General features: G+C 72.8%; 22 protein-coding genes and 2 tRNA genes. 14 read left to right on the plus strand and 10 right to left on the minus strand.

The genetic code is table 11. The annotated features are described in order from the left end of the window. Positions 1 to 2 precede the first annotated feature (2 nt). The gene (locus AC24HA_RS08640) at positions 3 to 1,001 is read right to left on the minus strand and encodes a dihydroxyacetone kinase subunit DhaK (RefSeq protein WP_425708999.1); all 999 of its coding nucleotides are present in this window, start codon (positions 999 to 1,001) and stop codon (positions 3 to 5) included. Between the two features lie 613 nt (positions 1,002 to 1,614). Here AC24HA_RS08640 and AC24HA_RS08645 point away from each other — a divergent pair. Next, the gene (locus AC24HA_RS08645; protein ID WP_425708998.1) at positions 1,615 to 2,376 is read left to right on the plus strand and encodes a transglycosylase family protein; all 762 of its coding nucleotides are present in this window, start codon (positions 1,615 to 1,617) and stop codon (positions 2,374 to 2,376) included. Positions 2,377 to 2,552: 176 nt separating this feature from the next. Here the strand turns inward: AC24HA_RS08645 and AC24HA_RS08650 are convergent, their stop codons facing one another. After that, entirely contained in the window at positions 2,553 to 3,797 is a 1,245-nt protein-coding gene (locus tag AC24HA_RS08650; RefSeq protein WP_425708997.1) for an alpha-amylase family protein, read from the minus strand. Between the two features lie 313 nt (positions 3,798 to 4,110). On the opposite strand from AC24HA_RS08650, the gene AC24HA_RS08655 reads away from it, so the two are divergent. From AC24HA_RS08655 to dnaG, 3 genes are all read left to right on the plus strand, one after another. Next, the gene (locus AC24HA_RS08655) at positions 4,111 to 7,110 is read left to right on the plus strand and encodes a metallophosphoesterase (protein WP_425708996.1); all 3,000 of its coding nucleotides are present in this window, start codon (positions 4,111 to 4,113) and stop codon (positions 7,108 to 7,110) included. 448 nt (positions 7,111 to 7,558) lie between these two features. Continuing rightward, positions 7,559 to 8,863, plus strand: coding sequence for a deoxyguanosinetriphosphate triphosphohydrolase (locus AC24HA_RS08660; RefSeq protein ID WP_425708995.1), 1,305 nt, complete (start codon positions 7,559 to 7,561; stop codon positions 8,861 to 8,863). Beyond that, positions 8,864 to 10,969 carry a DNA primase gene (gene dnaG / locus AC24HA_RS08665; protein ID WP_425708994.1) on the plus strand — a complete coding sequence of 702 codons (2,106 nt, stop codon included), beginning with the start codon at positions 8,864 to 8,866 and terminating at the stop codon, positions 10,967 to 10,969. It begins immediately after the preceding gene. Between the two features lie 50 nt (positions 10,970 to 11,019). Here the strand turns inward: dnaG and AC24HA_RS08670 are convergent, their stop codons facing one another. From AC24HA_RS08670 to AC24HA_RS08685, 4 genes are all read right to left on the minus strand, one after another. Continuing rightward, the gene (locus AC24HA_RS08670) at positions 11,020 to 12,147 is read right to left on the minus strand and encodes a hypothetical protein (protein WP_425708993.1); all 1,128 of its coding nucleotides are present in this window, start codon (positions 12,145 to 12,147) and stop codon (positions 11,020 to 11,022) included. Between the two features lie 120 nt (positions 12,148 to 12,267). Further along, positions 12,268 to 13,251, minus strand: coding sequence for a hypothetical protein (locus tag AC24HA_RS08675; RefSeq protein ID WP_425708992.1), 984 nt, complete (start codon positions 13,249 to 13,251; stop codon positions 12,268 to 12,270). A gap of 166 nt (positions 13,252 to 13,417) precedes the next feature. Beyond that, positions 13,418 to 14,392, minus strand: a complete 975-nt coding sequence (locus AC24HA_RS08680) for a hypothetical protein (RefSeq protein ID WP_425708991.1) — start codon at positions 14,390 to 14,392, stop codon at positions 13,418 to 13,420. A 206-nt stretch (positions 14,393 to 14,598) separates the two neighbouring features. After that, complete coding sequence (locus tag AC24HA_RS08685; protein WP_425708990.1) at positions 14,599 to 15,627, minus strand: septum formation family protein; 1,029 nt, start codon at positions 15,625 to 15,627, stop codon at positions 14,599 to 14,601. A 214-nt stretch (positions 15,628 to 15,841) separates the two neighbouring features. Between AC24HA_RS08685 and rbsK the strand changes: the two genes are divergently transcribed. Beyond that, complete coding sequence (gene rbsK, locus AC24HA_RS08690) at positions 15,842 to 16,768, plus strand: ribokinase (protein WP_425708989.1); 927 nt, start codon at positions 15,842 to 15,844, stop codon at positions 16,766 to 16,768. Between the two features lie 77 nt (positions 16,769 to 16,845). On the opposite strand, the gene AC24HA_RS08695 is transcribed toward rbsK, so the two are convergent. Continuing rightward, positions 16,846 to 16,919: transfer RNA gene (locus AC24HA_RS08695), tRNA-Ile, on the minus strand. 288 nt (positions 16,920 to 17,207) lie between these two features. Here AC24HA_RS08695 and AC24HA_RS08700 point away from each other — a divergent pair. The 3 genes from AC24HA_RS08700 to add all read left to right on the plus strand — a co-directional run bounded on the left by AC24HA_RS08700 (position 17,208) and on the right by add (position 19,308). Then, positions 17,208 to 17,678, plus strand: coding sequence for an SRPBCC family protein (locus AC24HA_RS08700; RefSeq protein WP_425708988.1), 471 nt, complete (start codon positions 17,208 to 17,210; stop codon positions 17,676 to 17,678). Between the two features lie 66 nt (positions 17,679 to 17,744). Next, positions 17,745 to 18,245 (plus strand): hypothetical protein, encoded by a 501-nt coding sequence (locus AC24HA_RS08705; protein ID WP_425708987.1) that lies wholly within the window; start codon positions 17,745 to 17,747, stop codon positions 18,243 to 18,245. 58 nt (positions 18,246 to 18,303) lie between these two features. Then, positions 18,304 to 19,308, plus strand: coding sequence for an adenosine deaminase (add, locus tag AC24HA_RS08710; protein ID WP_425708986.1), 1,005 nt, complete (start codon positions 18,304 to 18,306; stop codon positions 19,306 to 19,308). Positions 19,309 to 19,408: 100 nt separating this feature from the next. On the opposite strand, the gene AC24HA_RS08715 is transcribed toward add, so the two are convergent. Then, complete coding sequence (locus AC24HA_RS08715) at positions 19,409 to 21,064, minus strand: MDR family MFS transporter (protein ID WP_425708985.1); 1,656 nt, start codon at positions 21,062 to 21,064, stop codon at positions 19,409 to 19,411. A gap of 243 nt (positions 21,065 to 21,307) precedes the next feature. After that, a tRNA-Asn gene (locus AC24HA_RS08720) sits at positions 21,308 to 21,379 on the minus strand. 152 nt (positions 21,380 to 21,531) lie between these two features. Between AC24HA_RS08720 and def the strand changes: the two genes are divergently transcribed. The 5 genes from def to AC24HA_RS08745 all read left to right on the plus strand — a co-directional run bounded on the left by def (position 21,532) and on the right by AC24HA_RS08745 (position 25,958). Then, complete coding sequence (gene def, locus AC24HA_RS08725) at positions 21,532 to 22,023, plus strand: peptide deformylase (RefSeq protein ID WP_425708984.1); 492 nt, start codon at positions 21,532 to 21,534, stop codon at positions 22,021 to 22,023. 95 nt (positions 22,024 to 22,118) lie between these two features. Continuing rightward, the gene (locus AC24HA_RS08730) at positions 22,119 to 23,633 is read left to right on the plus strand and encodes an MFS transporter (protein WP_425709123.1); all 1,515 of its coding nucleotides are present in this window, start codon (positions 22,119 to 22,121) and stop codon (positions 23,631 to 23,633) included. Then, positions 23,633 to 24,295 (plus strand): TetR family transcriptional regulator, encoded by a 663-nt coding sequence (locus AC24HA_RS08735; protein WP_425708983.1) that lies wholly within the window; start codon positions 23,633 to 23,635, stop codon positions 24,293 to 24,295. The genes AC24HA_RS08730 and AC24HA_RS08735 overlap by 1 nt, the downstream gene beginning before the upstream one ends. Positions 24,296 to 24,468: 173 nt before the next feature. After that, complete coding sequence (locus AC24HA_RS08740) at positions 24,469 to 24,969, plus strand: DUF3145 domain-containing protein (protein ID WP_425708982.1); 501 nt, start codon at positions 24,469 to 24,471, stop codon at positions 24,967 to 24,969. Positions 24,970 to 25,124: 155 nt separating this feature from the next. After that, the gene (locus AC24HA_RS08745; RefSeq protein WP_425708981.1) at positions 25,125 to 25,958 is read left to right on the plus strand and encodes a mycofactocin-coupled SDR family oxidoreductase; all 834 of its coding nucleotides are present in this window, start codon (positions 25,125 to 25,127) and stop codon (positions 25,956 to 25,958) included. A 61-nt stretch (positions 25,959 to 26,019) separates the two neighbouring features. Here AC24HA_RS08745 and AC24HA_RS08750 read toward each other — a convergent pair whose 3' ends face one another. Beyond that, positions 26,020 to 26,394, minus strand: a complete 375-nt coding sequence (locus AC24HA_RS08750; RefSeq protein WP_425708980.1) for a VOC family protein — start codon at positions 26,392 to 26,394, stop codon at positions 26,020 to 26,022. A 15-nt stretch (positions 26,395 to 26,409) separates the two neighbouring features. On the opposite strand from AC24HA_RS08750, the gene AC24HA_RS08755 reads away from it, so the two are divergent. Further along, entirely contained in the window at positions 26,410 to 26,700 is a 291-nt protein-coding gene (locus AC24HA_RS08755) for a hypothetical protein (RefSeq protein ID WP_425708979.1), read from the plus strand. Positions 26,701 to 26,703: the final 3 nt, after the last annotated feature.

Genomic DNA, 26,703 nt, shown 5'->3' on the forward strand with positions numbered 1-26,703 from the left:
GCTCAGGCCTGCGAGTAGGGCAGCGAGCGGCAGGGCGCGGCCAGGAGACGCTCGAGGTCGTCGTCGAGCCGCAGGAGGGTCAGCGAGAAGCCGGCCATCTCCTGGGAGGTGAAGTACGAGCCGACGTCGGTGCGCACGACCTCGATGCCCTTGTCCTCGAGGAGCTGACGGGCCCTGCGGTTGACCACGAGGAGCTCCATGAGCGTGGTCGCCCCGAGGTTGTTGACGAGCAGGGCGACGCGGTCGCCGGAGGAGAAGGGCAGGTCCGCGACCAGCTTGTCGACCATCTTCTCGGTGAGCTCGTCGGCGGTCATCATCGCCGAGCGCTCGACGCCCATCTCGCCGTGCATGCCCAGGCCGATCTCGATCTCGTCGTCGCCGAGCTCGAACGTCGGCTCGCCGGTCTCCGGCAGGGAGCCGGCACGGACGGCCACCCCGAGCGTGCGCGTGGCCTGCTGGGCCCTGACGACGAGCGCCTCGGCCTCCTCCAGTGAGTCCGCCTGTGCGCACGCCGCGCCTGCGATCTTGACGACGTAGAAGGCGCCGCCGATGCCGCGGCGGGTGTCCGGGTCGTCGGTGGCGACGTCGTCGTTGACGAGGACCGTGCGGGTGTCGATCTCGTCGTCGTCCTCGGCGAGCTCGGCACCCATGTCGAAGTTGAGGACGTCGCCGGCGTAGTTCCCGTACAGCAGGAGGACGCCCTTGCCGCGGTCGGCGGCCGCGATGGCCTCCTGGACGTGCTGCGGCGCGGGGGCGGCGAACACGTTGCCGGCCACGCTCGCGTCGGCGAGTCCCTCGCCGACGTAGGCCGTGTACATCGGCTCGTGCCCCGAGCCGCCGCCGATGACGAGCCCGACCTTGCCGTCCTCGATCGAGTCGCGCACGAGCACCCGGGAGCCGGGAGCGCGCGTGAGGGACCCGTGCGAGGCGAGCACGAGCCCGTCGAGCACCTCGTCGACCAGGTTCTCCGGGTCGTTGATGATCTTCTTCGCCTTGGTCATTCCACACCTCGTCGTCGTCGTGCGGAGGCGGCGTCGACGGGGGCGAGGGGACCGACCCCGATGAGCGCGTGCTCACCGCGATGTGAGAAGTTCTCAGCGCCGTGCGCTGCGAGTCTGAGCCTACGCGGGGTGCTGTCCGGGGGAGAGGGGCGGTGCAGTGGGCCGGGAAGAGATGCTCATCTGAGCGGAGTGGGGCGGGTGGTATTCGCGGTGGACGGGCACAGGCGTGCTCATCCTCACGGAAACTCGCTCGACCGGACCGCACGAGTGCCTCGGGGAGCGGGCGGGGGCGCAGCAGGCAGGGGGCGGCCGGACCGGCATACGCCGCGCCACCGCGCCGTTTCGAGGGCCGACGGCGCTGCGCCCCGCGGACCGGCAGCGGGCGGACCTGCTGTCGCGGCACGTGTCCGAGGCCCCGGACCGGGTGCGCGTGGAGCTGCCGGCCGACTGTTGCCATTTCGTGATGTGCGGGTAGCGTCGGGACCTTGAACTGCGAAGGACGGCCGTCGCATCCGCCCCGCGAGTCCTTCGTGACATGGAATCGATCTGATCCGGTCGGGCGGTCGGGCGCGTCGACGGCGCATCCCGGGACGGGGCCGTGGAGTTCAGTGTGATGCAGCAGCAGACCACCACCAGCGGCGCACGGCGATCGAAGCGATTCCTGCGCGGCGGACTGATGACCACCGCGGGTGCCGCGGCCTTCGCCGGGGCGATGCTCATGCCGACGGCCGCGAACGCGGCTGACGACGCCACCTGGGACGCTCTCGCCGAGTGCGAGTCGGGCGGCGACTGGTCGATCAACACCGGCAACGGCTACTACGGCGGCCTCCAGTTCCTCCAGTCGACCTGGGAGGCGAACGGCGGGACCGGGAACCCGGCCGACGCGTCGCGCGCCGAGCAGATCCGCGTCGCGGAGAACGTGCTGGCCACACAGGGCTGGGGCGCATGGCCGGCGTGCTCCGCACAGATCGGGGCCACCGGCGAGGCGGAGCCTCGCGACACGCCCGCGCCCGAGCCGGCGCCCCAGGAGCAGGCACCGGCCGAGCAGGCACCGCAGGCCGAGGCCGCTCCGCAGCAGCAGGCACCGGCCCAGCCCGCCCCGCAGGAGCAGGCACCGCAGGCCGAGCCGGCTCCGCAGCAGCAGGCACCGGCCCAGCCCGCCCCGCAGGAGCAGGCCGAGCCCGCTCCGGCGCTGCCCGACGTGGCGCCGTCCGACGAGACCTACACGGTCGTCGCGGGCGACACCCTGTTCGACATCGCCGAGGCGCACGGCATCGAGAGCGGCTGGCAGGGCATCTACGCCGTCAACCAGGACACGGTCGCCCACCCCGACCTGCTCCACGTCGGCCAGGAGCTCGTCCTTCCCGCCGAGTAACGCGGGCGGAGCCGAGGGCGGGCGGAGGACCTGACGGGTCCTTCGCCCGCCCTTCGCGTGTCTCCGGCTGCCCTCGCCGGCAGCTCTCCCCGGCTGTTCCCTCCGTGTGGGCGGCCTGGGCGGGCCGGGCGGCGTGGGCGGTCCGAGCCGTCTCGGCCTCCGGGCGAGGAGCCGCGTCAGCCGAGGCGGAGAAGTGCGGCCGTGCCGGGTTCGAGGACATGCCCCCCGTCGACGTCGCGCACGTCGGCCGACGCGTGGGTGACGTGCGCGTTGGGCGGGAGCTCGACCGGATCCGGACCGAGCGCGAGCACGAGGTGACGGGAGTCGAGCACGAGCACCAACGCGTCGGTGTCGACGTCGCGCAGCCCGAGGTAGCCCGACGCCGTGCCCAGCTCGCGGCGCAGCCGTAGCCACGCGCGCAGGCGCTCGTAGGTCGAGTCGTCCTGGTGCCGCACGGGCGCGAGGGCCGCCACCAGGTCCCCGAGCGATCCGGTCGAGCTACCCGCTTCGGCGGAGCCGCCGGCGGGGGAGTCGTCCGGGTCGAGCTCGACGCCCTGACGCAGGTACACCGCACCGGGCAGCATGAGCGTCAGCGCCGTCATGGAGCGGACCCGCCGGGCGCTCTCGGCTGCGTCGCGCGCGTGGGCCCAGGTCGGGGGTGGGGCCGCGGCGCGACCGGTGGCCAGGGCCCAGGCCGGGCGTGCGCCGAGCGGCTCGTGGACGCCGAAGACCCCGGTGAGCGCCTCACCCATCGCGGCCGTGTCCCAGCCGGTGCGCGCGAGCCGGTCGTCCCGCGTGGCGTGGAGCCAGTCCTCGTGCAGGACCTCGGCGTAGGCCTCGAGGGAGAGGGCCCGGACGCCGCCGGTGAGCGCGCCGTCGTGCTCGGCGACGACCGCGTGCAAGGCACCGGGGGTCGCTCCGCGGGGGTGGCGCAGCAAGGTCCGGGGCGCGGGTGCGCCGGCTGAGGCGGTCTCCCGCTCGTCCAGGCCGAGCGCGCGGGCGTCGGTGGTGCCGCGTGCGATGCCCAGGTCGATCCCGTCCACCCCGAGGGCGAGCCAGCGCTCCACCCGCGCGAGGTGGGAGGCGCTCGTGTCCGAGATCTCGATCGGCAGCACCGAGGCCACGACCTTCAGCGCGCGACGGTGCGCGCGGCGGACCACGGCGGCCACCGCCTCGGCGACCAGCGGGTGCCGGGGATCGAGCTCGGGGGCCGTGAGCAGGAGCGCGTCGCACCCGAGCGAGGCGACGTGCGGCACGTGAGCGGCGACGTCGTCGAGGGCGTCGACCGTGCGGACCTCGGCGGTCTCGTAGACCGCGGCCGTCGACCACCACGGCAGCGGGTCCGTCGGCCTGCGGTGGAGCATCCGCGTGGCGCGCGAACCGGTCGTGGCGGCGTCGGTGGTGATCGTCGCGAGAGCCATAGACGGACATTGTGGCCCCGCCCGGGCGGCCCACCAAGCCCACACGGCGCGAGAGGGCGGTTCTGCCCGGCGAGCGAGCGTGGTTCTGCCCGGCGAGCGAGCAGCCGCCGGCATGCCCGTCGTGCTCGGACATCACGGCGTACCCGCAGATGAGCGATCCCGGCACCGGCGGCTGCGATTCACCTGGCGGCCGCCGGAGATCCAGCCACCGTTCACCGGGCGCTGGTCTGCTCCGCAGGGATGCGCCCTCGGCGCACCCACCATCCCCCTGAACGCGAGGAAGAGGAGAGTCGTGCGCGCACGAGCTCGAAGAATGTCCACCGCGGCGGCCGGAATGCTCGCCGCCGCTCTCGCCGCGACGCTCGCCGCACCTGCGCTCGCGCAGCCGGCGCCCCCGGACCCGGCGGCACAGGACGATCAGACCGACGAGAACGACCAGGCGGCGGAGGGGTCCCGCTGGACGCTCGCCAACCTGCCGGACACCCAGTTCTACTCCCGCTACGCGGCCGACCAGTTCGAGCCGCGCTACGGCAGCAACCCGTACCAGGCGCAGACCGAGTGGCTCGCCGAGGTGCGCGACGAGCTCAACATCCCGTTCGTCACGCACGTGGGCGACGTCGTCGACCGTGCGGGCGTCGAGCGCGAGTGGGAGACGCCGGACGCTGCCCACCAGGTGCTCGAAGACGCCGGCCTTCCGTACTCGGTGCTGCCCGGCAACCACGACCTCACCGACTCGAGGTCGAACGACACCGAGCTGAGTCCCGACGAGCCTTACCTGCAGTGGTTCTCCCCGGAGCGCTCGGCCGCGCAGTCCCCGGACTCGGGCCGCGACGCCACCGGCTTCAGCGAGTACCACGTCTTCGAGGCCGAGGGGCAGGAGTACCTCGTGCTCTCGCTCGCCTGGCGCACCTCGGACGAGACGCTCGAGTGGGCCGACCAGGTCATGGCGGAGCACCCCACGCTCCCGACGATCCTCGTCTCGCACGAGATCCTCGGCGTCGACTCGGACGGCGTGACCGCTGTGACGGGCGGGAACGGGGAGCGGCTGTGGGACGGGCTGATCCGTGACAACGACCAGATCTTCCTCACGCTCTCGGGCCACAACCACGGGTCGACGCACCGGGTGGTGGAGAACGACAACGGCAACGGGGTCATCCAGATCCTCCAGGACTGGCAGATGCACTACGAGGGCGGCAACGGCTACCTGGGCCTGCTCGAGTTCGACCTGGAGAGCGACGCGATCCACGTGTCGGCGCCCTCGCCGTGGGTCGTCGGCAAGGACCCCGAGGACCTGACCGTCCACGACCGCCCGATGCTCGACGCTCCCAACGAGGAGTACACGGTCGACATCGACTTCGCCGAGCGGTTCTCCGGCTTCAACCCGGACTGGGAGCCGGGCGACGGCGAGGACACCTCGCTCACGGAGCGCGCCCGCAGCCTCATCCTCGACGGCTTCGAGGGCGTGCCGCCGGTCGACCGTGCGGTTCCGGGCTCCACCGAGGACTTCGTGCGCACCGAGGGGACGGTCGCGCACTGGCGGCCGAACCTCGTCGACGCGGAGATCGGGGAGGTGCTTCCCGAGGGCGCGATCCTGCCCGACGTCATCCGTGAGGACCAGGCGATGACCCGCGGTCCGATCGACACCTCCCCGACGGCGCAGGAGGCGGACGTCTCCCTGTGCGAGGGACACGCCTTCTCCTCCTCCGCGAGCGGCATCTGCTTCGACAACTCGTCCAACAGCGACGACCGGTTCAGCTACTTCAGCACCGAGCACGGCGTGCCCGTGACCAACGTCGAGTTCGACGACGGCTACACGATCGAGGCGTTCATCAACATCTCGGAGGAGTGGACCGCCGAGGAGAACGCGTGGACCCGCGCGCTGGCCCGCTCCGGCAACCGCTCCCGCATCCCGGACATGGCGCAGATCTGGGACTACACCGACTCGCCGGCGTCGATCGGCTTCTCCAACCTGCGCGAGTTCCAGTGGACGGTCGTCCCCGAGGACCCCACCACCGGCGACCGCACCGCATGGTCCGGCGAGATCACCTCCGACGACTGGTACCACCTCGCGATGGTCAACGACCCCGAGGACGGTTCGGTGACGATGTACGTGGACGGCATGCCGATCCTGCGCAACATCAGCGACGGCAACGGCATGTCCTTCGAGGAGGGCTACCCGTGGATGATCGGCGCCGCCCTGAGCGACGACGAGGTCGGGGCCGGCTGGCACGGCGGCGTCGGTGAGGTCCGCGTCATCGACCGCGCCACCGAGCCCGGCGAGTGGCTCATCGACCGCCCGGAGGTCGAGGCCTTCACGGCCCCGACGGCGGAGCTCGAGTCCGGCGCCGACGGCGTCCTCCCGGCGCTCACTGGCACCGGGCAGCCGGGCGCGACCGTCGTCGCCACCGGCGCGGTCACCGGTGAGGCCGTCGTGGCGGAGGACGGTTCCTGGACCCTCGAGGGTGCCCTCGCGGACCCGACGGCGACCGGCACCCACGAGTTCGGCCTCACCCACGGGTTCGGCGAGCGTCGCTCGGAGGCCGTGGCCGGCCAGGTGACGGTGCCGGGCGACGACGAGGAGCCGGGTGAGCCTCGTCCGGACCCCGAGCCGGAGCCTGAGCCGGTGCCGCCGTCACCGGGGCGTGGGTTCTACCTGAACGACGGGTGGGGGATCTGGGCCGATCACGAGTTCAGCTTCGGTCGTCCGGGTGATGAGGTGCTGGTCGGTGACTGGGACGGCGACGGGTCCGACACGCTGGCCGTGCGTCGGGGTAACGCCTACTTCCTGTCCAACTCGCTGTATGGCGGTGCGGCGGAGGTCGAGCTGACCTACGGGCGTGCGGACGATGCGGTGCTGGTGGGTGACTGGGACGGGGACGGCGCGGATTCGTTCGCGGTGCGTCGTGGGAACAGCTACTTCCTGTCGAACTCCCTGACCGGTGGGAACGCGGATGCGGTGCTGGACTACGGCCGCGCCGACGACACCGTGCTGGTCGGGGACTATGACGGCGACGCCGTCGACACCTTCACCGTCCGCCGCGGCAACACCTACTTCGTCTCGAACTCGCTCAGCACGGGCTGGGCGGACGTCGAGCTGGACTACGGCCGGGCCGGTGATGACGTGCTGGTTGGTGACTGGGACGGCGACGCGGTCGACACCTTCGCCGTGCGCCGCGGGAACCTCTACCTGGTGTCGAACTCGCTGACCTCCACGGTGGCCGACACCGAGGTCCGGTACGGCCGGGCCGGCGACGAGGTGTACGTCGGTGACTGGGACGGCGACGGCTCCGACACCCTCGGAGTCCGCCGCTGACCAGAACCTGATGCCGATCATCGGCGAGTGAGCGGACCTCTGCTCTGCTCCACGAGTGAGCGGAGTTCTGCTCCGCCGGTGAGCGTCGCCCGGACCGAGGTCCGGGCGGCGCTCACCTGTCGGGCGGGCCCCGCACCCTGATGGGGTGCGGGGCCCGCCCGTCGTCGTCGCGATGCTCGGTGCTCGGCTCGGTGTGGTCGGTGAGTCAATGGGGTAACCATCGAGGCAGTGCCCCCGGGGGACTGCCTCGACGGTTACCCGATTGACTGGGCAACGGCGCCTCGGCGCGACACCGGAATCCGCTCCCCAGCGGGCAGAAGTCCGCTCACTCGCCACACGGAACGGGCAGAGGTCCGCTCACTCGTCATAAGCGCCGGCAGTACCGCGCTCACTCGCCGGGTTGGGGAGGGCGGGAGCAGCGCGGGACCGGGCCACCTAGACTTGATCCGTGAGCGCATCGGCGGAGCAGGTCGCACGGACGAGGTCCGTCCCGGCCCCGTACACCGCCACCGACGCCGACCGATGGTGGCCCGAGGAGGGCAAGAATCCGCGTCGCTCCCCGTTCCAGCGGGACCGCGCCCGCGTGCTGCACTCCTCGGCGCTGCGCCGTCTCGGCGCAAAGACCCAGGTCCTCGGTCCGAGCTCGGACGACTTCGTCCGCACGCGTCTCACGCACTCCCTCGAGGTCGCGCAGGTCGGCCGCGAGCTCGGTCAGGCGCTGGGGTGCGACCCGGACGTCGTCGACGCTGCCTGCCTCTCCCACGACCTCGGTCACCCGCCGTTCGGCCACAACGGCGAGCGCGCGCTGCACGAGGTGGCCGCCGGCATCGGCGGCTTCGAGGGCAACGCCCAGACGCTGCGGCTGCTCACCTCGCTCGAGCCGAAGATCATGACCGACGACGGCACCGGCGTGGGCCTCAACCTCACCCGCGCCACGCTCGACGCCACCGTGAAGTACCCGTGGGCCACGGGTGCCGGCCCGCGCCGCGCCGACGGCACGACGACGGCGAAGTTCGGTGTCTACGCCGACGACGCCGAGACGTTCGCCTGGCTGCGCGACGGGGCCCCCGATCGGCGCCGCTGCCTGGAGGCCCAGGTCATGGACCTGGCCGACGACGTCGCGTACTCGGTGCACGACGTCGAGGATGCCGTGGCCGGGGGCCGCGTCGACATCGCGGGCGTCCGAGCCGACCGCGTGCAGGACGGCGTCGTCGCCCAGGTGCGCTCCTGGTACGACCCGGCGCTGAGCGACGACGAGATCGGCGCCGCCCTCGACCGCGTCCTCGCACTTCCGGTCGTCCCGCGGAGCTTCGACCACTCGTGGGCGGGCCTCGCGGCGCTCAAGGACATGGCGAGCCAGCTCATCGGCCGGTTCTGTGCCGCGGCCGAGGACGCGACCCGGGAGCGCCACGGCGAGGACCCGCTCACCCGGTACGCCGCCGACCTCGTCGTCCCGCCGGGCACCGAGGCCGAGATCCTCGCGCTCAAGGGGGTCGCGGCGCACTACGTCATGGCGCCGCGGGAGACCGAGCCGCTCTACCTGGCGCAGCGCACGATCCTCTTCGACCTCGCGGACGCGCTGAGCGCGGGCGGGGCCGAGCATCTCGAGCCGCACCTGGCGCAGCGCTGGCGAACCGTCGGCTCGGACGCCGAGCGCCTGCGCGTGGTCGTCGACCAGATCGCGTCGCTCACCGACACGTCCGCGCAGCAGTGGCACGCCCGGCTGTGCGGGATGCTCTCCGAGGTGTACTGAGTGGCGGGCATGATCCGCCGCGAGGACATCGAGGCGGTCAAGGAGCGGGTCCGCATCGAGGAGGTCGTCGGCGCGCACGTCACGCTCCGGTCCGCCGGCGTCGGGTCGATGAAGGGCCTGTGCCCGTTCCACGACGAGCGCACCCCCTCGTTCCACGTCCGCCCGCAGGTGGGCGTCTGGCACTGCTTCGGCTGCGGCGAGGGTGGCGACGTCGTCAGCTTCGTCCAGCGGATCGAGGGCCTGTCGTTCGCCGAGGCGATCGAGATGCTCGCCGACCGGGTCGGCCTCGAGCTGCGCCGGGAGGACGGCGAGGGTCGCTCCCGTCAGTCGTCCGGCACCGAGCCCGGCCGTCGTCGCCGTCTCGTGGAGGCCAACCGGATCGCGGCCGAGTACTTCGTCGACCAGCTCTCCTCGCCCGGCGCCGCGCCCGCCCGCGCGTTCCTCGCCGAGCGGGGCTTCGACCAGGCCGCCGCGGCGCACTTCGGCGTCGGGTTCGCCCCCGAGGGCTGGGACCACCTGCTCAAGCACCTGCGCAGCCGCGGGCTGACCGACCAGGAGATCCTCGCGGCCGGCCTCGTCTCTCAGGGGCAGCGGGGTGTGTACGACCGGTTCCGGGGCCGCCTGGTCTGGCCCATCCGCTCCACCTCGGGGGAGGTACTCGGCTTCGGCGCGCGCCGGCTGCTGGAGTCCGACCAGGGGCCGAAGTACCTCAACACCCCCGAGACGCAGCTGTACCGGAAGTCGCACGTCCTGTACGGCATCGACCTCGCGCGCAAGGACATCGGGCGCGGTCGGCAGGTCGTCGTCGTCGAGGGGTACACCGACGTCATGGCCGCGCACCTGGCCGGCGTGACCACGGCCGTGGCCACCTGCGGCACCGCGTTCGGCGAGGACCACGTGCGCATCGTGCGCCGCCTGCTCGGGGACGTCGGCGACGCCGCGTCCGGCGTGATGACCGCCGGGTCCGCGCGCGGCGGTGAGGTGGTGTTCACGTTCGACGGCGACGCCGCCGGGCAGAAGGCTGCCATCCGCGCGTTCGACGAGGACCAGCGTTTCGCCGCCCAGACCTTCGTCGCCGTCACGCCCGGTGGCCTGGACCCGTGCGACCTGCGGCTCGAGCGTGGCGACGCCGCGGTCCGTGACCTGGTCGCCGGCCGCGAGCCGCTGTTCGAGTTCGTCATCCGTTCCTCGCTGGCCTCCCTCGACCTGGGCACCGCCGAGGGACGCGTGGCGGGCCTGCGCTCGGCCGCGCCGGTGGTCGCCGCGATCCGCGACCGCGCCCTGCGCGGCGAGTACGCCCGGCAGCTCGCCGGCTGGTTGGGGATGGACGACGTGAGCGTCCGCCAGGCCGTCCGGTCCGCGGAGAGCAGCGCGCGGCGCAGCGCGGCCCCGCCGGCACGGTCAGGCCCGGGAGGACAAGGAGGACCGGGGGGACAGGGAGGACAAGGAAGACCGGGCCCCGACGGCGGAGCCTCGCCCGCGTACGACGGCGGGCCCGGGCAACCGGGCGGAGGCCGTCCCGACGGGCAGCTCGCCGGTCAGGGTGGTTCGTGGGGGGCGACGGCGGGCGGCGCCGTCGGGCACCGTGGCCCGGAGGACCCGGTCGCGCGGCTCGAGCGACAGGTCCTCGAGGTCGCGCTCCAGCTGCCCGCCGACGCGGCCGCAGCCGGCTTCGACTCACTCTCGGCCGACACCTTCACCGTCCCCTCCTACCGTGCCGCGCACGACGCGATCCGGGCTGCCGGCGGGGTCGCGACCTTCGCGACGCACCTCGCCGAGCGGCGCGGCGCCGGGGCGGGCGAGCAGGCGGCCCAGCGCGAGGCTGCCGCGCACTGGGTGGAGGCCGTGCGGGAGAACGCGGTCGGACCGGTGGCCGACTCGGTGACCGGCATGGCGGTGGCCCCGCTCCCGGAGGACCGCCCCGAGGCGTTGAAGGACTACGCGCGCGGCGTCGTCGTCGCGCTGGTACGCATGGGGCTCACCCGGCTCATCGGTGACGCCAAGGGTGCGCTGCAGCGCACCGACCCCGACGACGCTGCCTACGCGGAGCGGTTCGCCGCCCTCATGGAGCTGGAGTCGAGGCGACGCTCGCTCGGCCCGCCGTAGCCCGCCGCGGCCCGCAGTAGCGCACCCGGCGAGCGTCGCGGTCGGGAGCGTCAGTCGATCGTCCAGGCCAGGGCCTCGGTCTCGCCGCCCGAGACGATGTTCGTCACGGGCTGGTAGATGACGTCGTAGGAACCCTCGACGGGATCGGGCACGAGCACGGTGCCGGTGGCCTCCTCGCCGGGGCCGACCACCGGGGGCAGGGACTCGGAGTCGTCGATGCACCCGAGGACGTCGACCGCGTTGATGTCGCCCTCTGAGGTGGACACCGTGATGCCCGGCAGCGGCGGGACGGCGGGGACGAGCTCGTCGTCGTGCGCGACCACCGTGAACGTCAGGGCGGTGAACGGGTCGCCCGGGGAGGTGGCGCACTCGGCGTCGCGCTCGACCGCGTCGAGGGTGACCTCCATGCCGTTCTCAAGCGTGTGGGTCTCGCCGATCTCGAGGAGCGTCGCGTCGTCGGGGGTGCCAGGCCCGTCGGCGTCGTCGTCGCTCGGGGACTCCGCGCCGCCGGTGTCGTCCTCCGACCCGTCGTCGGTCTCGGACTCGTCCTGCGAGTCGGTGTCGGACTCGTCCCCGGGCCCGGTCCCCTCCTCGGTCGGGTCGTCGCTCGGCGTCTCGTCGCCGGAGGGGTCCTCGTCGGTCGGCGGGGCGGAGTCGGAGCCGGACTCCCCGCTGGGAACCTCGACGTCGGCATCGTCGGTCGCGGCCTCCTCGTTGCCGGAGTCGCGCAGGAGGAAGAACCACACCGCGACGGCGGCCGCCGCCACGGCGAGGACGCCGAGGATGACGGCCAGCCAGGGGAATCCTCCGCCGCGCGGGGTCCTCCCGCCGTCGCCCGGGGGGAGGTCGCCGCCGGATCCGCCGCCGTAGGAGGGCTGGTAGGTGGGGGCAGCTCCGGCCCCGCCGGCCGTGTACTCACTACCGCGGTAGGCCGAGGCCCCCTGGGCTCCGCCCGTGCGGTCGGAGCCGTAAGCCGACGCGCCCTGGGCTCCGCGCCCGTGGTCGGAGCCGTACGCCGAGGTGCCGTGCCCCGCGGAGCCCTGGCTGCCGGAGACCGGACCGTAGGCGCCGGGGCCGTCGGCGCGCGGCGCGTCGCCCGCGTGGACGGGCCGGGTGGCGTCGGCCCCAGGCTGCTCGAACGCGTTCCCCTCGTGGCGCCAGCGTCCCTCGTTGCTCATCGTGTCCTCCCAGGTCTGCCGCCCGGCCGGGCGATGCGCGTCAGCCTACGGGCGCGGTGCGCCCCGGCAGCGCGACCGGAAACGGGGAGGGGTGCCCGGGTTCTTGTCGGAGGACCGATCTCAGTCGATCGTCCAGCGGACGAAGGTCTGCGGGCCGGCGTCGTCGAGAATGCCGGGCTCGAGCTCGACGTCGAACCGCCCCGGCCCGGGGGCGAGGACGAGGACCGTGCCCGACACCGTCTCGCCGGGGGAGACCGTGCTCGGGAGGGCCGTCGAGCCGCCGGCCAGGCATGCGGGCGTCACGGCCGTGAGCGTGCCGCCGGGCGAGCTCAGGGTGACGCCGGGGACGAGGGTGAGGGCGGGTGCCCGGGTGTCGGCAGGCACGGTCATCGTCACCTCGAGCGCGACGACCTCTCCGGACGGCGCCCAGGCGGCGGAGCACTGCAGGTCGCGCTCGACGTCGTCGATCGTGAGGGTGGTCCCGTCCGGCCCGGTCCACGTCTCGCCGATGGCGACGACGTCGACGACGGCGTCGTCCCCGGCGGCGGCCGAGCCCTGCGTGAGAGGGAACGCGTGGGCGATGCCGGCGGGCAGGTCGCCCCCGGCTCCGGGCGTCCCCGGTGGGAGCGGGAAGGGGAAGGGGAACGGCGAGTCCGGGCCGTCCGGCGGGGGCGTGGGCGACGGCGTCGGTGAGGGGACGGGCGCGGGCGTGGTCGGTGGTGCGGTGGGTGGGACTGTCGGCGCGGGACTCGCGGTCATGGCGGGTGGCGGTCGTACGGCGTCCAGGGGGAGCCCGTCGCGCTCGGCGGTATCGACGACCCAGTAGCCGACCACGGCCGCGAGGACGACCGTCGCCGCCCCGACGACGAGCCAGGGCCAGTCGTGCGAACGAGCGACGTGCCGACCACCCCCCGCTCCCACAGGGGCGGTGGCGGTGGCGGGGTCCGGGCGTGCTCGGTCGGGACCGGTCTGTGTCAGGTGGCCCTCGTGGAAGTCGAGGTGGGGCGGCAACCGGCCGTCGGCGTACCGTCCGGGCCCGTCCTGGTCGTGGAAGAACTCCTCGAGATAGCCGGCCCGGGCCAGCCGGTGCTCCTCGTCCACCATGCCGACCTCCGCGCCGACGCTTCCGGCACCGCGATCCTCTCGCAGTGCGGCCCGCCGGGCGGCGGGTGGCGCCGCCACGCTAGCCCGGTGTGGCTCACGTGGGGCCGGGGACCGGCCTGGTCCGACCGGATCTCGACGCTCCTGGACGGCTCTGGACGGCGCAGGGTCAGTCGATCGTCCAGCGGGCGACGGACAGGTCGGTGCCCGGCATGGCGATCCCCATCATCGGGTCGTACTCGAGGGTGAACGGCCCGTCGGCCGGCGGGACGAGGAGGACGAGACCGGTCTCGGTGGCGCCCGGGTCGACGAACGGCTCGAGCTCCTGGCTCGTGTCGCTCAGGCATCCGATCGCGTCGAAGGAGTTGATGTCGCCCTCGGGCGACTGCAGCGTGAGTCCCGCCGACGGGGAGGTCGCCTGGGTCGAGCCCGCGGCCGTGACGGTGAATTCCAGCGCCACGAAGGAGTCGGTCGTCAGCGGCTGGCCGTCGCACTGGAAGTCCCGCTCGAACGAGTTCAGGGTGATGGTGTGGCCCTCGGCGGTCTCGAAGGGTGCGCCGACCTCGACGTCGACGACGGTGGCCTCGGACTCGCCGCTGCCGCCGGGGATCTCCGGGAACGGGGCGTCGCTGCCGTCCCCTCCGTCACCGCCCGGCAGCTCGGGGATGTCGGTCGGCAGGTCGTCGGGCATCGACGGCATCCCGCCCTCCGGCATCTCGCCCTCCGGCACCCCATCCTCCGGCAGCGCGGGGAGACCGCCCTCCTGCTGCGGCTCCTGCGCGCTCTCGTCGTCACCCGCGAAGAAGAGGAAGTACGACCCGACGCCGAGGGCCGCGACGACGACGACCCCGACGAGCACCCACAGCCAGCTCTTCGATCCGCCGGACCCGGGACCTCCGGGTTGCTGGGGTCCGCCGTAGCCGCCGGGTTGCCCGTAGCCGCCGGGTTGCCCGTAGCCGCTGGGCTGCCCGTAGCCCTGGGGCGGGGGACCGTACCCGTGAGGCTGCTGGCCGCCCGGCCCGGCCTGCGGCGGATAGCCGCCCTGCGGCGGGTAGCCGCCGTGCTGCGGATAGCCGCTCTGGTCGGGATACCCGCCCTGCTGCAGGTAGTCGCCCTGCTGGCCCCACTGGCCGTCGTTCGACACGTCTGGTCCTCCACACCTCGTCGTGCCGTGGCCGGGCCTCGGCCCGTCGCACGCCGCCCACCGTTCCCGGCGGACAGCGCCACGGTATGTCTGCGCCGGGTGGCGGGGGCCGGAGCCCGATGGGGAGTCCTCACCCGCGGCGGGCCCGGACGTACGTCGGCGCCGCACGCTGGGCGTGCGGCGCCGATGTCATGGTCGGGTACGGGTCAGCGTGCGCTGCCCTCGGCCGAACCGGTCGTTCCCGCGGGGGTGGTGAGGATGCAGATGCCCTCACGGTCGTTCGCCTGGTCCCAGGTCTCCTGGGTGGGGGTGAGCAGCTGAGCCGCGAAGACGCTGGTGGCGTAGTCGATGCCGACGTACTCCTCGAACGCCGCCTCGCACTCGGCCTCGAGCTCGCTGGCGACCTGCTCCGCACCCGGGAACTCGTCGCCCTCGAAGGTGTGGACGACGTAGACCTCACCGGTGTGCTCCTCGGTGCAGTCCACGACGGGGAGCTCGGAGACGGTGCCCTCCCCGCCGCTGGTTGCTGCGTCCATGTCGAGGCACTGACCGACCTCGAACTGCTGGACGGTCGACGTGCCGCCCTGCGGTGCGTCGGTCTCCTCCGTGGTGGGTTCCTCGGTGTCCTCCGTGGTCGGTTCCTCGGTCTCGTCCGTGGTGGGCTCCTCGGTCTCGTCCGTGGTGGGCTCCTCGGTGTCCTCCGTGGTGGGCTCCTCGGTCTCGTCGGTCGGCTCGTCCGTGCCCTCCTCCGGTGGCGCCGACGAGGTGGCCTCGTCGGTCGGCCCGCCGGTCGCGCTCTCGTCGTCGTCGCCGGAGAAGAACAGGAAGTACGCGCCGACGGCGAGCGCGGCCGCGACGAGCAGGCCGATGATCGCCCACAGCCAGCCCTTGCCGCCTGAGCCCCCAGAATCCGGCCCGTCGTCACCAGGGCTGCCGGGGCCACCGGGCCCACCAGGTCCGGGCCCGTAGCCGGGTTGCCCGTAGCCGCCCTGGGCCGGATAGCCTCCGGCCTGGCCGTAGGCGGGCTGCTGGCCGTACGCGGGCTGCTGGCCGTACCCGGGCTGCTGGCCATACGCGGGCTGCTGGCCGGACCCGGGCTGTTGCCCGTAGCCGCCCTGCCCGGCAGCGCCCGCGCCCTGGTCCCATCCACCGTTGGCCGGGTACCCGGCCCCCTGGTCGAAGCCGCCCTGTTGCGGGTTCCCGCCGGGCTGGCCCCACGACCCGTCGTTCGACATCGTGCCCTCCTACGTCGTCGTGTGCTGCACCCGAGCCCGGCCCTCCGGTCGGCCCCCGTCGGCAACGGATGCCTGCCAACGATATGTGCCGCTGACCAGCGCCGCAGGGATGTTCCCGTCCGGGGTCCCGTGGGTCTCGTCGCGCTGCGGGCCCGCCCCCGCCGCGGCTACCGTGCGAGGTGCATCGATCGTCGACGACGACAAGGAGAACGCCGTGCCCGGACCAAGGATCATGATCGTCAGCAGCACGATGACCGACCTCGTCTCCTACCTCGATCGCATGCCGGACCGGGGGGAGACGGTGTTCGGCAAGGACTTCGCGCAGGGCTTCGGCGGAAAGGGTGCCAACCAGGCGGTGATGGCCGCGCTCCTCGGCGCGCAGGTGACGATGGTCTGTGCCGTCGGGACGGACTCCTTCGGCCGGGACACGATCGAGAACTTCCGGTCGTCCGGGATCGGCACGGACTTCATCGTCGAGGTGGACGACACCCACAGCGGGCTGGCGATGATCCTCGTGGACCCCGACGGCGACAACCGGATCGTGCTCGCGCCCGGTGCCAACGAGCTGCTCACCCCGGACCACGTCGATGCCGCGTTCGACGGCTCGCCGGCCCCCGATCTCGTGCTCAGCCAGCTCGAGGTCCCGCAGGAGACGATCTGCCGCGGCTTCGAGCGCGCCCGTCGAAGCGGTGCGACCACGGTCCTCAACCCCGCCCCCGCCGCCCCGGTCGATCCCGAGCTGCTGCGGGTGACCGACTGGGTGGTGCCCAACGAGACCGAGCTCGCCATCCTCCTCGAGGCCGAGACGGGGCGGACCGTGGGCGACCTCGAGGCCGACGCCCTCACGTTCGCCGACCGGATCGACGCGTCGCTGGTGGTCACGCTGGGGGAGCGGGGCGCGCTGCTCGTCCGCGACGGCGTGGCCGAGAGGTTCGAGGCGCCCGCGGTCCGCGCGGTGGACACCACCGGTGCCGGGGACGCCTTCTGCGGCGGGTTCGCGTACGCGCTCGCCGGGGGCGCCTCGCCGGCGGACGCGATCAGGCTGGGCACGACGCTGGCGTCGGACTCCGTCACGCGCCGTGGGACTCAGGCCTCTTACGCCCGCGGCGAGGGGCTCGACCGCCTGCTCGAGCGGTCGTAGCGGTCGACCGTGGCCGACACGAGGGCCGCGGACGCGCCGTGGTTATACCGGTGGCTACAGCGGGTCGTAGAAACCGGTGCCCCCGGCGGGGCTTGAACCCGCGACCGACGAATTATGAGTTCGCTGCTCTGACCGGCTGAGCTACAGGGGCGCATGGCCGCCACCGATCCGCGCGAGCGGACCTCGTCGGCCACGGCGGCCCATCCTAGTTCGGCGACGGAGGTCCGGGCGCCCACCTCGACGGACTCCTGTGCGACGACCTGCGCACCGCGTCCGGCCCCGCGCGGTGACCCCGGCCCTGCACGCCACGTCCGACGCCGCGCCACGTCTGGCCCCGCGCCACGTCCGGCCACGCGGGCCCGCTCCGGTCCGTCGTCGGGGCCTACTCTGAGCGCCGGGCGTCCACGCGAGAGCGCCCGAGACCTGGACGGAGACCGACATGGCTACCCGCACCCTGACGCTCACGCGCGACATCGCCGCGCCGCCCGACGCCGTCTGGCAGATCCTCACGGACCCCGCCGGCAGCGAGCAGGTCCTCAGCGGCGTCAGCTCCATCGAGATGCTCACCGACGGTCCCTATCGCGTGGGAACCCGCTGGAAGGAGACCCGCTCCTTCATGGGCGGCTCGGAGACTGAGGAGATGTGGGTGACGGCGGTCGACGAGCCGCGCTCGACCGTCCTCGCCGCCGAAGCGCGCGGCGCCACCTACGGGACGACCTTCCACCTCGAGCCGATCCCTACGGGCACGCGGCTCACCATGGAGTTCGGCGGGGAGGAGACGGACGGGGGCCTGATCAAGCGCGTCCTCATGACGGTGCCGAACCGGCTCGGCCTGATGATGGCGAAGAAGATGATGAGGCAGGACCTCGTGGACATCGCTGCCGCGGCGGAGGCCCGCCCCTCGTCGTGAGGTCCCGGCGCTGTGCGGCGCCGCACCGGCACCGCCGGCAACGCCGGCGCCACGTAGGTTGGGACCATGCGCCGTCGTCGCCCGCTCCCGCCCGCCGAGATCCGTGCCCACCTGACCAAGGCCCCCGTCCTTTCGGCCGCCGAGCTCGAGGACGGCACCTGGGCCGTCGCCACGCCGTCGGCCCTCACGCTCGTCGACGCCGAGGCCGTCCGCTCGCGCACGCCGTGGCACGAGATCCTCCACGCCCGCTGGGACGGAGAGACACGCGTCTTCACGGTGACCTACGTCGACACCACGACCCCGGCCGCCGAGCTGCGCACCAAGGACGACGACGTCCAGGCCCTCGCCGACGCTCTCCGCGAACGAGTGACCTCCTCGCTGGTGCACACGGTCCGCCGCGAGCTGCCCAACCGCTCCGAGGTCCAGGTCCACGTCCGGCGCGGGGAGGCCGGCGAGCTGATCTCCCAGACGACGACCACCGGCCCGCTTGCCGGTGACACCGCGGAGGCCGAGGCGATCCTCGCGGCGGAGGCGGAGGCGCGCGGCGCCGTCGGCCTGGGTGAGTGAGGCTGCCACCTGTCGTGTCGGCTCGACACCGGCTCGCGGGAGCGCGAAAGTACGAGGCATGACTGTCGACGACGACTTCCTCACCGCCCTGCCCAAGGTGGAGCTTCACCTGCACATCGAGGGCACCCTCGAGCCCGAGCTCCGCTTCCGGCTCGCCGAGCGCAACAACCTGGCCAACCCGTTCGAGAGCCCCGCGGCGCTGCGCGAGACCTACGACTTCGACGACCTTCCGTCCTTCCTCGCCGTCTACTACGAGGGCATGAACGTGCTGCTCACCGAGGAGGACTTCTACGACCTGGCACGGGAGTACCTCGAACGCGCCGCCGCGCAGAACGTGGCCTACGTCGAGATGTTCTTCGACCCGCAGGCGCACACGTCGCGGGGCGTGCCGTTCGACGTCGTGATCCGGGGTCTGCGGCGTGCGCAGATGGATGCCGAGAACCGTCTCGGCGTCCGTAGCGCGCTCATCATGTGCTTCCTGCGGGACTTCGAGGCGGGCTACGCGATGGCGACGCTGCTCGAGTCGCTGCCGTACCGCGAGTGGATCGTCGGGGTCGGCCTGGACTCAGACGAGAAGGGGAACCCTCCGGAGAAGTTCGCAAAGGTGTTCGCTCGCGCACGCCGCGAGGGGTACCGGCTGACGATGCACTGCGACGTCGACCAGGAGAACTCGATCGAGCACATTCGTCAGGTGCTCCACGAGATCGGCGTGGAGCGCATCGACCACGGGACGAACGTGCTCGAGGACGAGGAGCTGACGCAGGAGGTGATCGTGCGCGGCATCGGGCTGACCTCGTGCCCGATCTCCAACACCTTCTGCGGCGACGGCACCAAGGCCGCCGAGATCCGGCGCTGCCTCGAGCTCGGCATCAGGATCACGATCAACTCCGACGACCCGGCCTACTTCGGCGGCTACGTCCAGGAGAACCTCGCCGTGCTGGCGGAGGAGGCCGGGTTCACGCCAGCCGAGCTCCTCCAGCTGGAGCGCAACGCCGTGGACATCTCCTGGGCGCCGCCCGCCGTCAAGGACGACATCCGCGCGCGGCTCGACGCCCTGGCGTAGCACGCGACCGGTCAGCTGGGCGGCCGGCAAGCGGACGGCCCTCGGTGCCCCGGTAGAAACCGGAGCACCGAGGGCCGTCCGTCGCGCTGCGTTCGGGAGGTCAGCCGACGACGTCGGCCGGCACGTGACGCTCGTCGGCCGGCCCCCGGTCGGTCGGGTCGCGCGGACGGTCAGCACGCGCTCGATCGGTCGGGCCGTGCGGGACGTCCGCGTTCCCGGCGGGGCCCGTCGTCGGGGCCGGGCCGCCCTCCGCGATCGGCGATCCCTCGCCTCGTCCGGCGTCGTCGTGCTCCTCCTGGTCCGTGGGGGTCCGGATGAACCAGGCCAGCACCGCGGCGACGAGCGCGAAGCCCGAGGCCACGAGGAAGCCCGTCTGGGCGCCCGGCTCGCCTGCGGCGGCCTTCGGGAGCCCGTCGTCCGTGCCCGCGCCGAGGACGGCGGAGTACAGGCCGACGAGCACCGCGACGCCCGCGGCACCGGCCACCTGCTGCAGAGTGTTGAGCACCGCCGAACCGTGCGGGTACAGCGCGCGGGGGAGCGACCCGAGCGACGCCGAGAACAGCGGCGTGAAGGACATGGCCAGGCCCAGCGAGATGCCGGTCTGGACCACGACGATCAGCCACACCGGCGTGGCCTGGCCGATGGTCCCGTAGAAGAGCAGCCCGGCCGTCAGCAGGGTCGTGCCCGGGACGAGCAGCGCGCGGGGGCCGCGCGCGTCGTACGCCCGGCCGATGACCGGCGCGAGCAGCCCCATGACGAGCGAGCCCGGCAGCAGGACGAGGCCGGACTGCAGGGCGTCGAGCTGGGCGACGTCCCGCAGGAACAGCGGCAGCAGGTTGAGCGTGCCGAACATGGCCAGCGCGACGATCGCCATGATGGCCACGGCCACGGTGAAGTTCCGCGAGGTGAACACCCGCAGGTCGAGCAGCGCCCGGTCCGACCGCTGGAGCGCGAGCTGGCGCCACACGAAGAGGGCGAGCACGACGAGCCCGACGGCGAGGATCGTCAGCGCGAACCCGGTCGTCGACATCCCGACCCGAGCGGCGAGCCCCGCCTCGCCCTCGGCCGCGAACTGGCTGAGCGCGAACACGGTGCCGCCGAAACCGAGGGCCGTGAGAACGACGGACAGTGGGTCGAACGACGGCCTCGACGTCTCGCCGAGGTTGGTCATCCAGCGGGCGCCGAGGAACAGCGAGACGAGGGCGATGGGCAGGACGATCGCGAAGAGCCAGCGCCAGCTCAGCGCCTCCAGCACGGCGCCGGACAGGGTGGGGCCGATCGCCGGGGCGAGCGAGATGACCATGCCGACCAGGCCCATCATCCGCCCGCGGGAGCCCGGCGGGACGACGTTCATGATCGTCGTCATCAGCAAGGGGAGCATGATGCCGGTGCCGGTGGCCTGTACGACGCGGCCGGTGAGCAGCAGCGGAAATCCGGGTGCCACGAGGCAGATCAGGGTGCCGAGCGCGAACAGGCTCGACGCCGCGAGAAACACCTGGCGGGTGGTGAACCGCTCGAGCACGAACCCCGTGGTGGGAATGACGACCGCCATCGTCAGCATGAACGCGCTGGTCAGCCACTGCCCGAGCTCGGGGTCCAGGCCGAGGTCCCTGTTGAGGTCGGGCACGGCGATGCCCATCGTCGTCTCGTTGAGGATGGCGACGAAGGCGGCGACGAGCAGCAGCCAGATAACCTTCATGCCCTGCGGGTCGATGGCCTCGTCCGGGCGTGAGGAGGTGGTGGCGGCGGGTGACATGGGACCTCCAGGAGGACGGGCGGTGCGGAGCGGCGCTCGCCGCTCGTGGCCGGGAGCGGCAAGGCGTCGGAGGTCGGCGCGGGACGTCGACGGACGGTGGTGGCCCGATAGGTGCGGGGCGTGAGCCGGGCACGGACCGGCGGGCCGCGGACGACCCTACGACCGAACCGATGGCGGGGCGAGAACATTCCGGGCCGGGCACCGACAAAGGCCCGGGACCGTGGTGGTCCCGGGCCTTCTCGGCTCCCGCGGCTGGACTCGAACCAGCAACCGTTCGATTAACAGTCGAATGCTCTGCCATTGAGCTACGCGGGATCGTGCGACGACCGACTCTAACAAACCCGGGGGCGGCCCCAGGGGCAGAATCCCGCCCCGCGGGCGACCTGTGGGCAGACTCACCGAGCCGGACCCAGGGGGTGGGGGACGAGCGCCGGGCGCGCCCCCGCGCCGGTGAAACAATGAGCCCCATGGCCATGCGTGAGATCAGGACCGTCGGCGACCCCGTGCTGCGCACCGTGTGCGACCCCGTGACGGACATCGACCACACCGTCAAGCAGCTCGTCGAGGACCTGTGCGAGACCGTCGACGACGAGGGGCGCGCCGGCCTGGCCGCGAACCAGATCGGGGTCTCCCTGCGGGCGTTCTCCTGGAACATCGAGGACGAGATCGGCTACATCCTCAACCCCACGCTCGTCGCCGTCGACGAGGAGCACTACCAGGACGGCGAGGAGGGCTGCCTGTCGGTCCCCGGCCTCTGGTACCCCACCGAGCGTGCCTGGTACGCGCGTGCCGAGGGCATCGACGTCGACGGCAAGAAGGTCGTCGTCGAGGGGGAGGAGCTCATGGCGCGCTGCATCCTCCACGAGCTCGACCACCTCGACGGCATGCTGTACCTCGACCGCCTCGAGCGCTCGGTGAAGAAGAAGGCCATGAAGGCCGTGCGCGAGATGATGGTCTGACAAGCCCGGTGTCGCCCGGGCCCGCCCCCGGCTTCCGTGACTGGGTCCACACGGTGACTTGAACCGTACGGACGGTACAGTTTTGGGTCGTGACGATGACCGGACGCACCTCCACCACCGCAGCCTCGCGGCGCTGGCTCCTGCTGGCCACCGTGAGCGTCGGCCTGCTGCTCATCACGCTCGACAACTCGGTGCTCTACACGGCGCTGCCGACCCTGACCGCCGAGCTCGACGCGTCTGCATCGCAGGCGCTGTGGATCATCAACGCCTACCCGCTCGTCATCGCGGGCCTCCTCCTCGGCTCCGGCGCGCTGGGGGACCGGATCGGCCACCGGACGATGTTCCTCGGCGGCCTCGTCGTCTTCGGCGTCGCCTCCCTCGCGGCCGCCTTCGCCCCGACGGCGGGCGTCCTCATCGCGGCGCGGGCCTTCCTCGCGGTGGGCGCCGCGGGGATGATGCCGGCAACTCTCGCGCTCGTGCGCCTCGGCTTCGACGACGTCCGAGAGCGCAACTTCGCGATCGCCGTCTGGGGCAGCATCTCGATCATCGGCTTCGGCATCGGCCCGATCATCGGTGGCCTGCTGCTCGAGCACTTCTGGTGGGGATCGGTCTTCCTCATCAACGTGCCCGTGGTCGTCGTCGCGCTGATCGTCACCCCGCTCGTGGCCCCGCGCGCGCCGCGGGACCCGTCGAAGTCGTTCGACGTCCCCTCCTCGATCCTGGCGCTGGTCATGCTCAGCGGCGCCGTGCTCGCGATCAAGGAGGCGTTCCACCAGCCCCAGGCCTGGGGGACTGTCGCCGCGGCGGCCGCCGTCGCCGTCGTCGGCGGTGTGCTGTTCGTCCGCCGGCAGCGGCGCCTCGCCGACCCGCTCCTCGACTTCACGGTGTTCCGCAACCCGGCCTTCTCCGCCGGGGTGCTCGCGGCCGTCACCGCCATGTTCGTCATCGGCGGCGTCCAGCTGCTCACCACGCAGCGCTTCCAGCTCGTCGCGGGCTACTCGCCGCTGGAGGCCGGGCTGCTCGTCACCGCCGTCGCGGCCGGCTCGCTGCCGACCGGGCTTCTCGGCGGCATGATCCTCCACCGCGCCGGGCTCCGGCTGCTGATCTCCGGCGGCTTCACGATCGCCACCCTGGGCCTGGTCGTGACGCTCGCCGGGGCCCGCTCGAGCCTCGCCCTGCTCGTCGTCGGCCTCGTGATCACCGGCCTCGGGCTCGGCGCCTCGATGTCCGTCGCCTCGACGGCGATCCTCGGCAACGCCCCGCCGCGGCGGGCCGGCATGGCCGCCTCCGTGGAGGAGGTGAGCTACGAGTTCGGCGGACTGGTGGCCGTCGCCGTGCTCGGCAGCCTGTCCTCCCTGCTCTACACGGCGCGCGTCTCCCTGCCCGCCGGTGCGCCCGAGGCGGCCGGATCGAGCATCGGAGAGGCGCGAGAGGTCGCCGGTACGACCCCCGGCCTCATGGAGGCCGCCTCCGCCGCCTTCGACCACGCCTACGCCGTGGTGCTCGCCGTCGTCACCCTGGCCCTCGCCACGACCGCGGTCGCGACGGCGCGGATGTTGCGTCACCACGGCCGCGGCTCCCGCGCCAGCACCTACGAGGGGAACGAGTGATGTCCCGGTCCAGCAAGCGTGCCGCCGTCCTCGACGCCGCCTTCGCGATCGTCGGCCGCGACGGCGTCCGTGCGCTCACCTACGAGGCGCTCACGGTCGAGACCGGCCTGACCAAGGGCGGCCTGCTCTACCACTTCCCCTCACGAGAGGCCCTCCTCGAGGCGATGCACGAGAGGGTCGGCGAGCAGTGGCACACCGAGATGAGCCGGCACGCGGGACGCGGCGCCGGAGCGGCCGGTGAGGCGTCGGAGGGTCGTGCCGCCGGTGACTCGGCCGGCACGGTTGTCGGTGACGCGCCGGCCGGCACCACCGGTGCCCCACGCGCCGAGGAGGCCCGGCTTGCCGCCTACGTCCGCAGCACGGCGGCGTCGGCGACGCGCGCCGAGCTGCGCCTGCTCCTGGAAGCGGCCGACGAGGACGGCCTGCTGCTGCCGTGGCGGCGTGTGCTGGAGGAGTGGGCGCCGGCCGCCCCGGACCCGGACGACGACGCAACAGTCGATCGGTTCGTGGCGCGCCTCGCCGCCGACGGACTCTGGCTCTACGAGGCGCTGACCTCCGAGGAGCTCCTGCCCCCGGTGCGGGAGCGGCTCGTCGCGCGCATCATCGACGTGGCGGGGGCACGGGACGACGTCCCGAGCGACCGGGGGCGCTCGGAGGCCTGAATTCGTCACTCGCGTCGCACTATCCCCATCTACCACACCCGTCCGTCCCGACTCTGGCGCAATGCCGCCGACTCGTGCATCCTGGTGCTGTTCCGCCGTGGATCATGTTCAGCCCGGTTCCTCGTGAGGCCGTTGGGGAAGACGTCCCTCGCACACGAACCAGGAGGCTCGACATGAGTGGTGCCTACACCCGCGGCGTTGTCTTCGTGCACTCCGCGACCCGTGCGCTGTGCCCCCATGTGGAGTGGGCGGCCGGCCAGGTCCTCGACGCGCGCGTGGCGCTGGAGTGGACCGAGCAGCCCGCCGCGCCCGGACTCCTGCGCGCCGAGCGGTCCTGGGTCGGCCCCGTCGGGACCGGCGCGCGCCTCGCCTCCGCCCTGCGCGGCTGGCAGCACCTGCGCTACGAGATCACCGAGGAGGCCGCACCGGGCTCCGACGGCGGACGGTGGTCGCACACACCCGAGCTCGGCATCTTCTACGCCCAGACGGACTCACACGGGAACGTCGTGGTGCCCGAGAACCGCGTGCGCGCAGCGCTCGAGCACGGGACCGACCCCTCCCGGCTGCGGCACGAGCTCGACCTCGCCCTCGGCCAGGCCTGGGACGACGAGCTCGAGCCGTTCCGGTACGCGGGCGCCGGTGCGCCCGTGCGCTGGCTGCACCGGGTGGGGTGACCCCGGGTGAGGCGACCCGCCGGACGCCGCGTGCCGCCCGGAGCGCACCGGCACCAGCGGCCGACGCCCTTCCGTAATGGCACCGCGTGCCATAGCCTGCTGGGACATGCCTCGGCAGGCACCGACGCCCGCCGGGCCGACGGAAGGAGCACGCCATGGCAGGCCGTCTCGAGGGCAAGGTCGCCTTCATCACCGGAGCAGCGAGGGGACAGGGCCGCAACCACGCCGTCCGTCTCGCGCAGGAGGGCGCCGACATCATCGCCGTCGACGTCTCCGAACAGATCGACACGGTCCCGTACCCGACCGCGACCGCCGAGGACCTCGCCGAGACCGTGCGTCAGGTCGAGGCGCTCGACCGGCGCATCGTCGCTCGCGAGGTCGACGTCCGCGACCTCGCGGCGCTGACCGCCGTCGTCGACGAGGGAGTGGCCGAGCTCGGCCGCCTCGACATCATCCTTGCCAACGCCGGCATCAACACGATGTCGCCCACGCTCGAGATGGACGAGCACATGTGGCAGACGATGATCGACATCAACCTCACGGGCGTCTGGAAGACGGTCCGCGCCGCGGCGCCGCACATCGTCGCCGGCGGCAACGGTGGGGCGATCGTCATCACGAGCTCGCTCGCGTCGATGAAGGCGAACGCCAACATCGCCCACTACACGGCGGCGAAGGCCGGCGTCGTCGGGCTCATGAAGGTCCTCGCAAAGGAGCTCGCCCCGCAGAGCATCCGGGTCAACACGATCCACCCGACGACGCTCGCGAGCCCGATGATTCTCAACGAGCCGACGTACAAGCTCTTCCGCCCCGATCTCGAGAGCCCCACGCGCGAGGACTTCGAGGAGGCGGCGCGGCAGATGAACATCATGCCGACGGCCGCGCTCGAGCCGGACGACTCGTCCGAGGCGGTGCTCTACCTGGTCTCCGACAGCGGGCGGTACGTCACGGGCATCGAGCACGCCCTCGACGCCGGGGCGCGCCTGGGCTGAGCTCGTCGGTACGGAGCCGGCGCCGTCGTGAGTCCACGGGTCCGAAGGTCCGCTCCGCACCTCACGCCGGTGCGGTCTGTGCGCCGAGGTGGATGACCAGGCCGTCAGGGTCACGCACGTGGGCGACGCGCTCGCCCCAGGGCATGTCGCTCGGTGCGCCCTCGTCGCCGGCACCGGCGTCGATAGCCCGGCGATAGCTCTCGTCGACGTCGTCGACGTAGAACCACAGCTCCGTGCGCCGGTCCGGCGGAGGTAGCTCGGTGCTGACGCCGATGCCGAGCTGCATGCCACCCACGTCGAGCGCGACGTAGACGTCCCGGCCGTCCTCGCCCGGGTAGCGGTACGTCTTCGTCGCCTCGAACGCTGCCTCGTAGAAGGCGACGAGCGGCTCGATGGCGTCGCTCGTGAGGATGGGAAAACCGCTTCTGACGGCCATGCCGGGAAGCGTACGATGCGGTACGTCGTCCCGCGACCTGAAGACGTGCGACCGGAACTCGAGGAGGAAGGGCGGTCGGTCATCCCCGTCATCCGGATCGAGCTTCCGAGTACGCGCGTCGCCGCTCCGAAGGTGCTCGCGCTCTATCAGGCCGGTGCTCGCGACCGCGCCCTGGAGGACGAGGCCGTCGAGGGCGCTTGCCGGCTCGGCCGGTCACCGTCCGGTGAGGTCCGGTTCGTCGGGGTGGTGAACGGCCAGCCGCCCCGACTGGCGTTCGACGTCGGGACGGACAGCGAGGTGCGGTGAGCG

The organism is Georgenia sp. Z1491 (genome assembly GCF_057652395.1).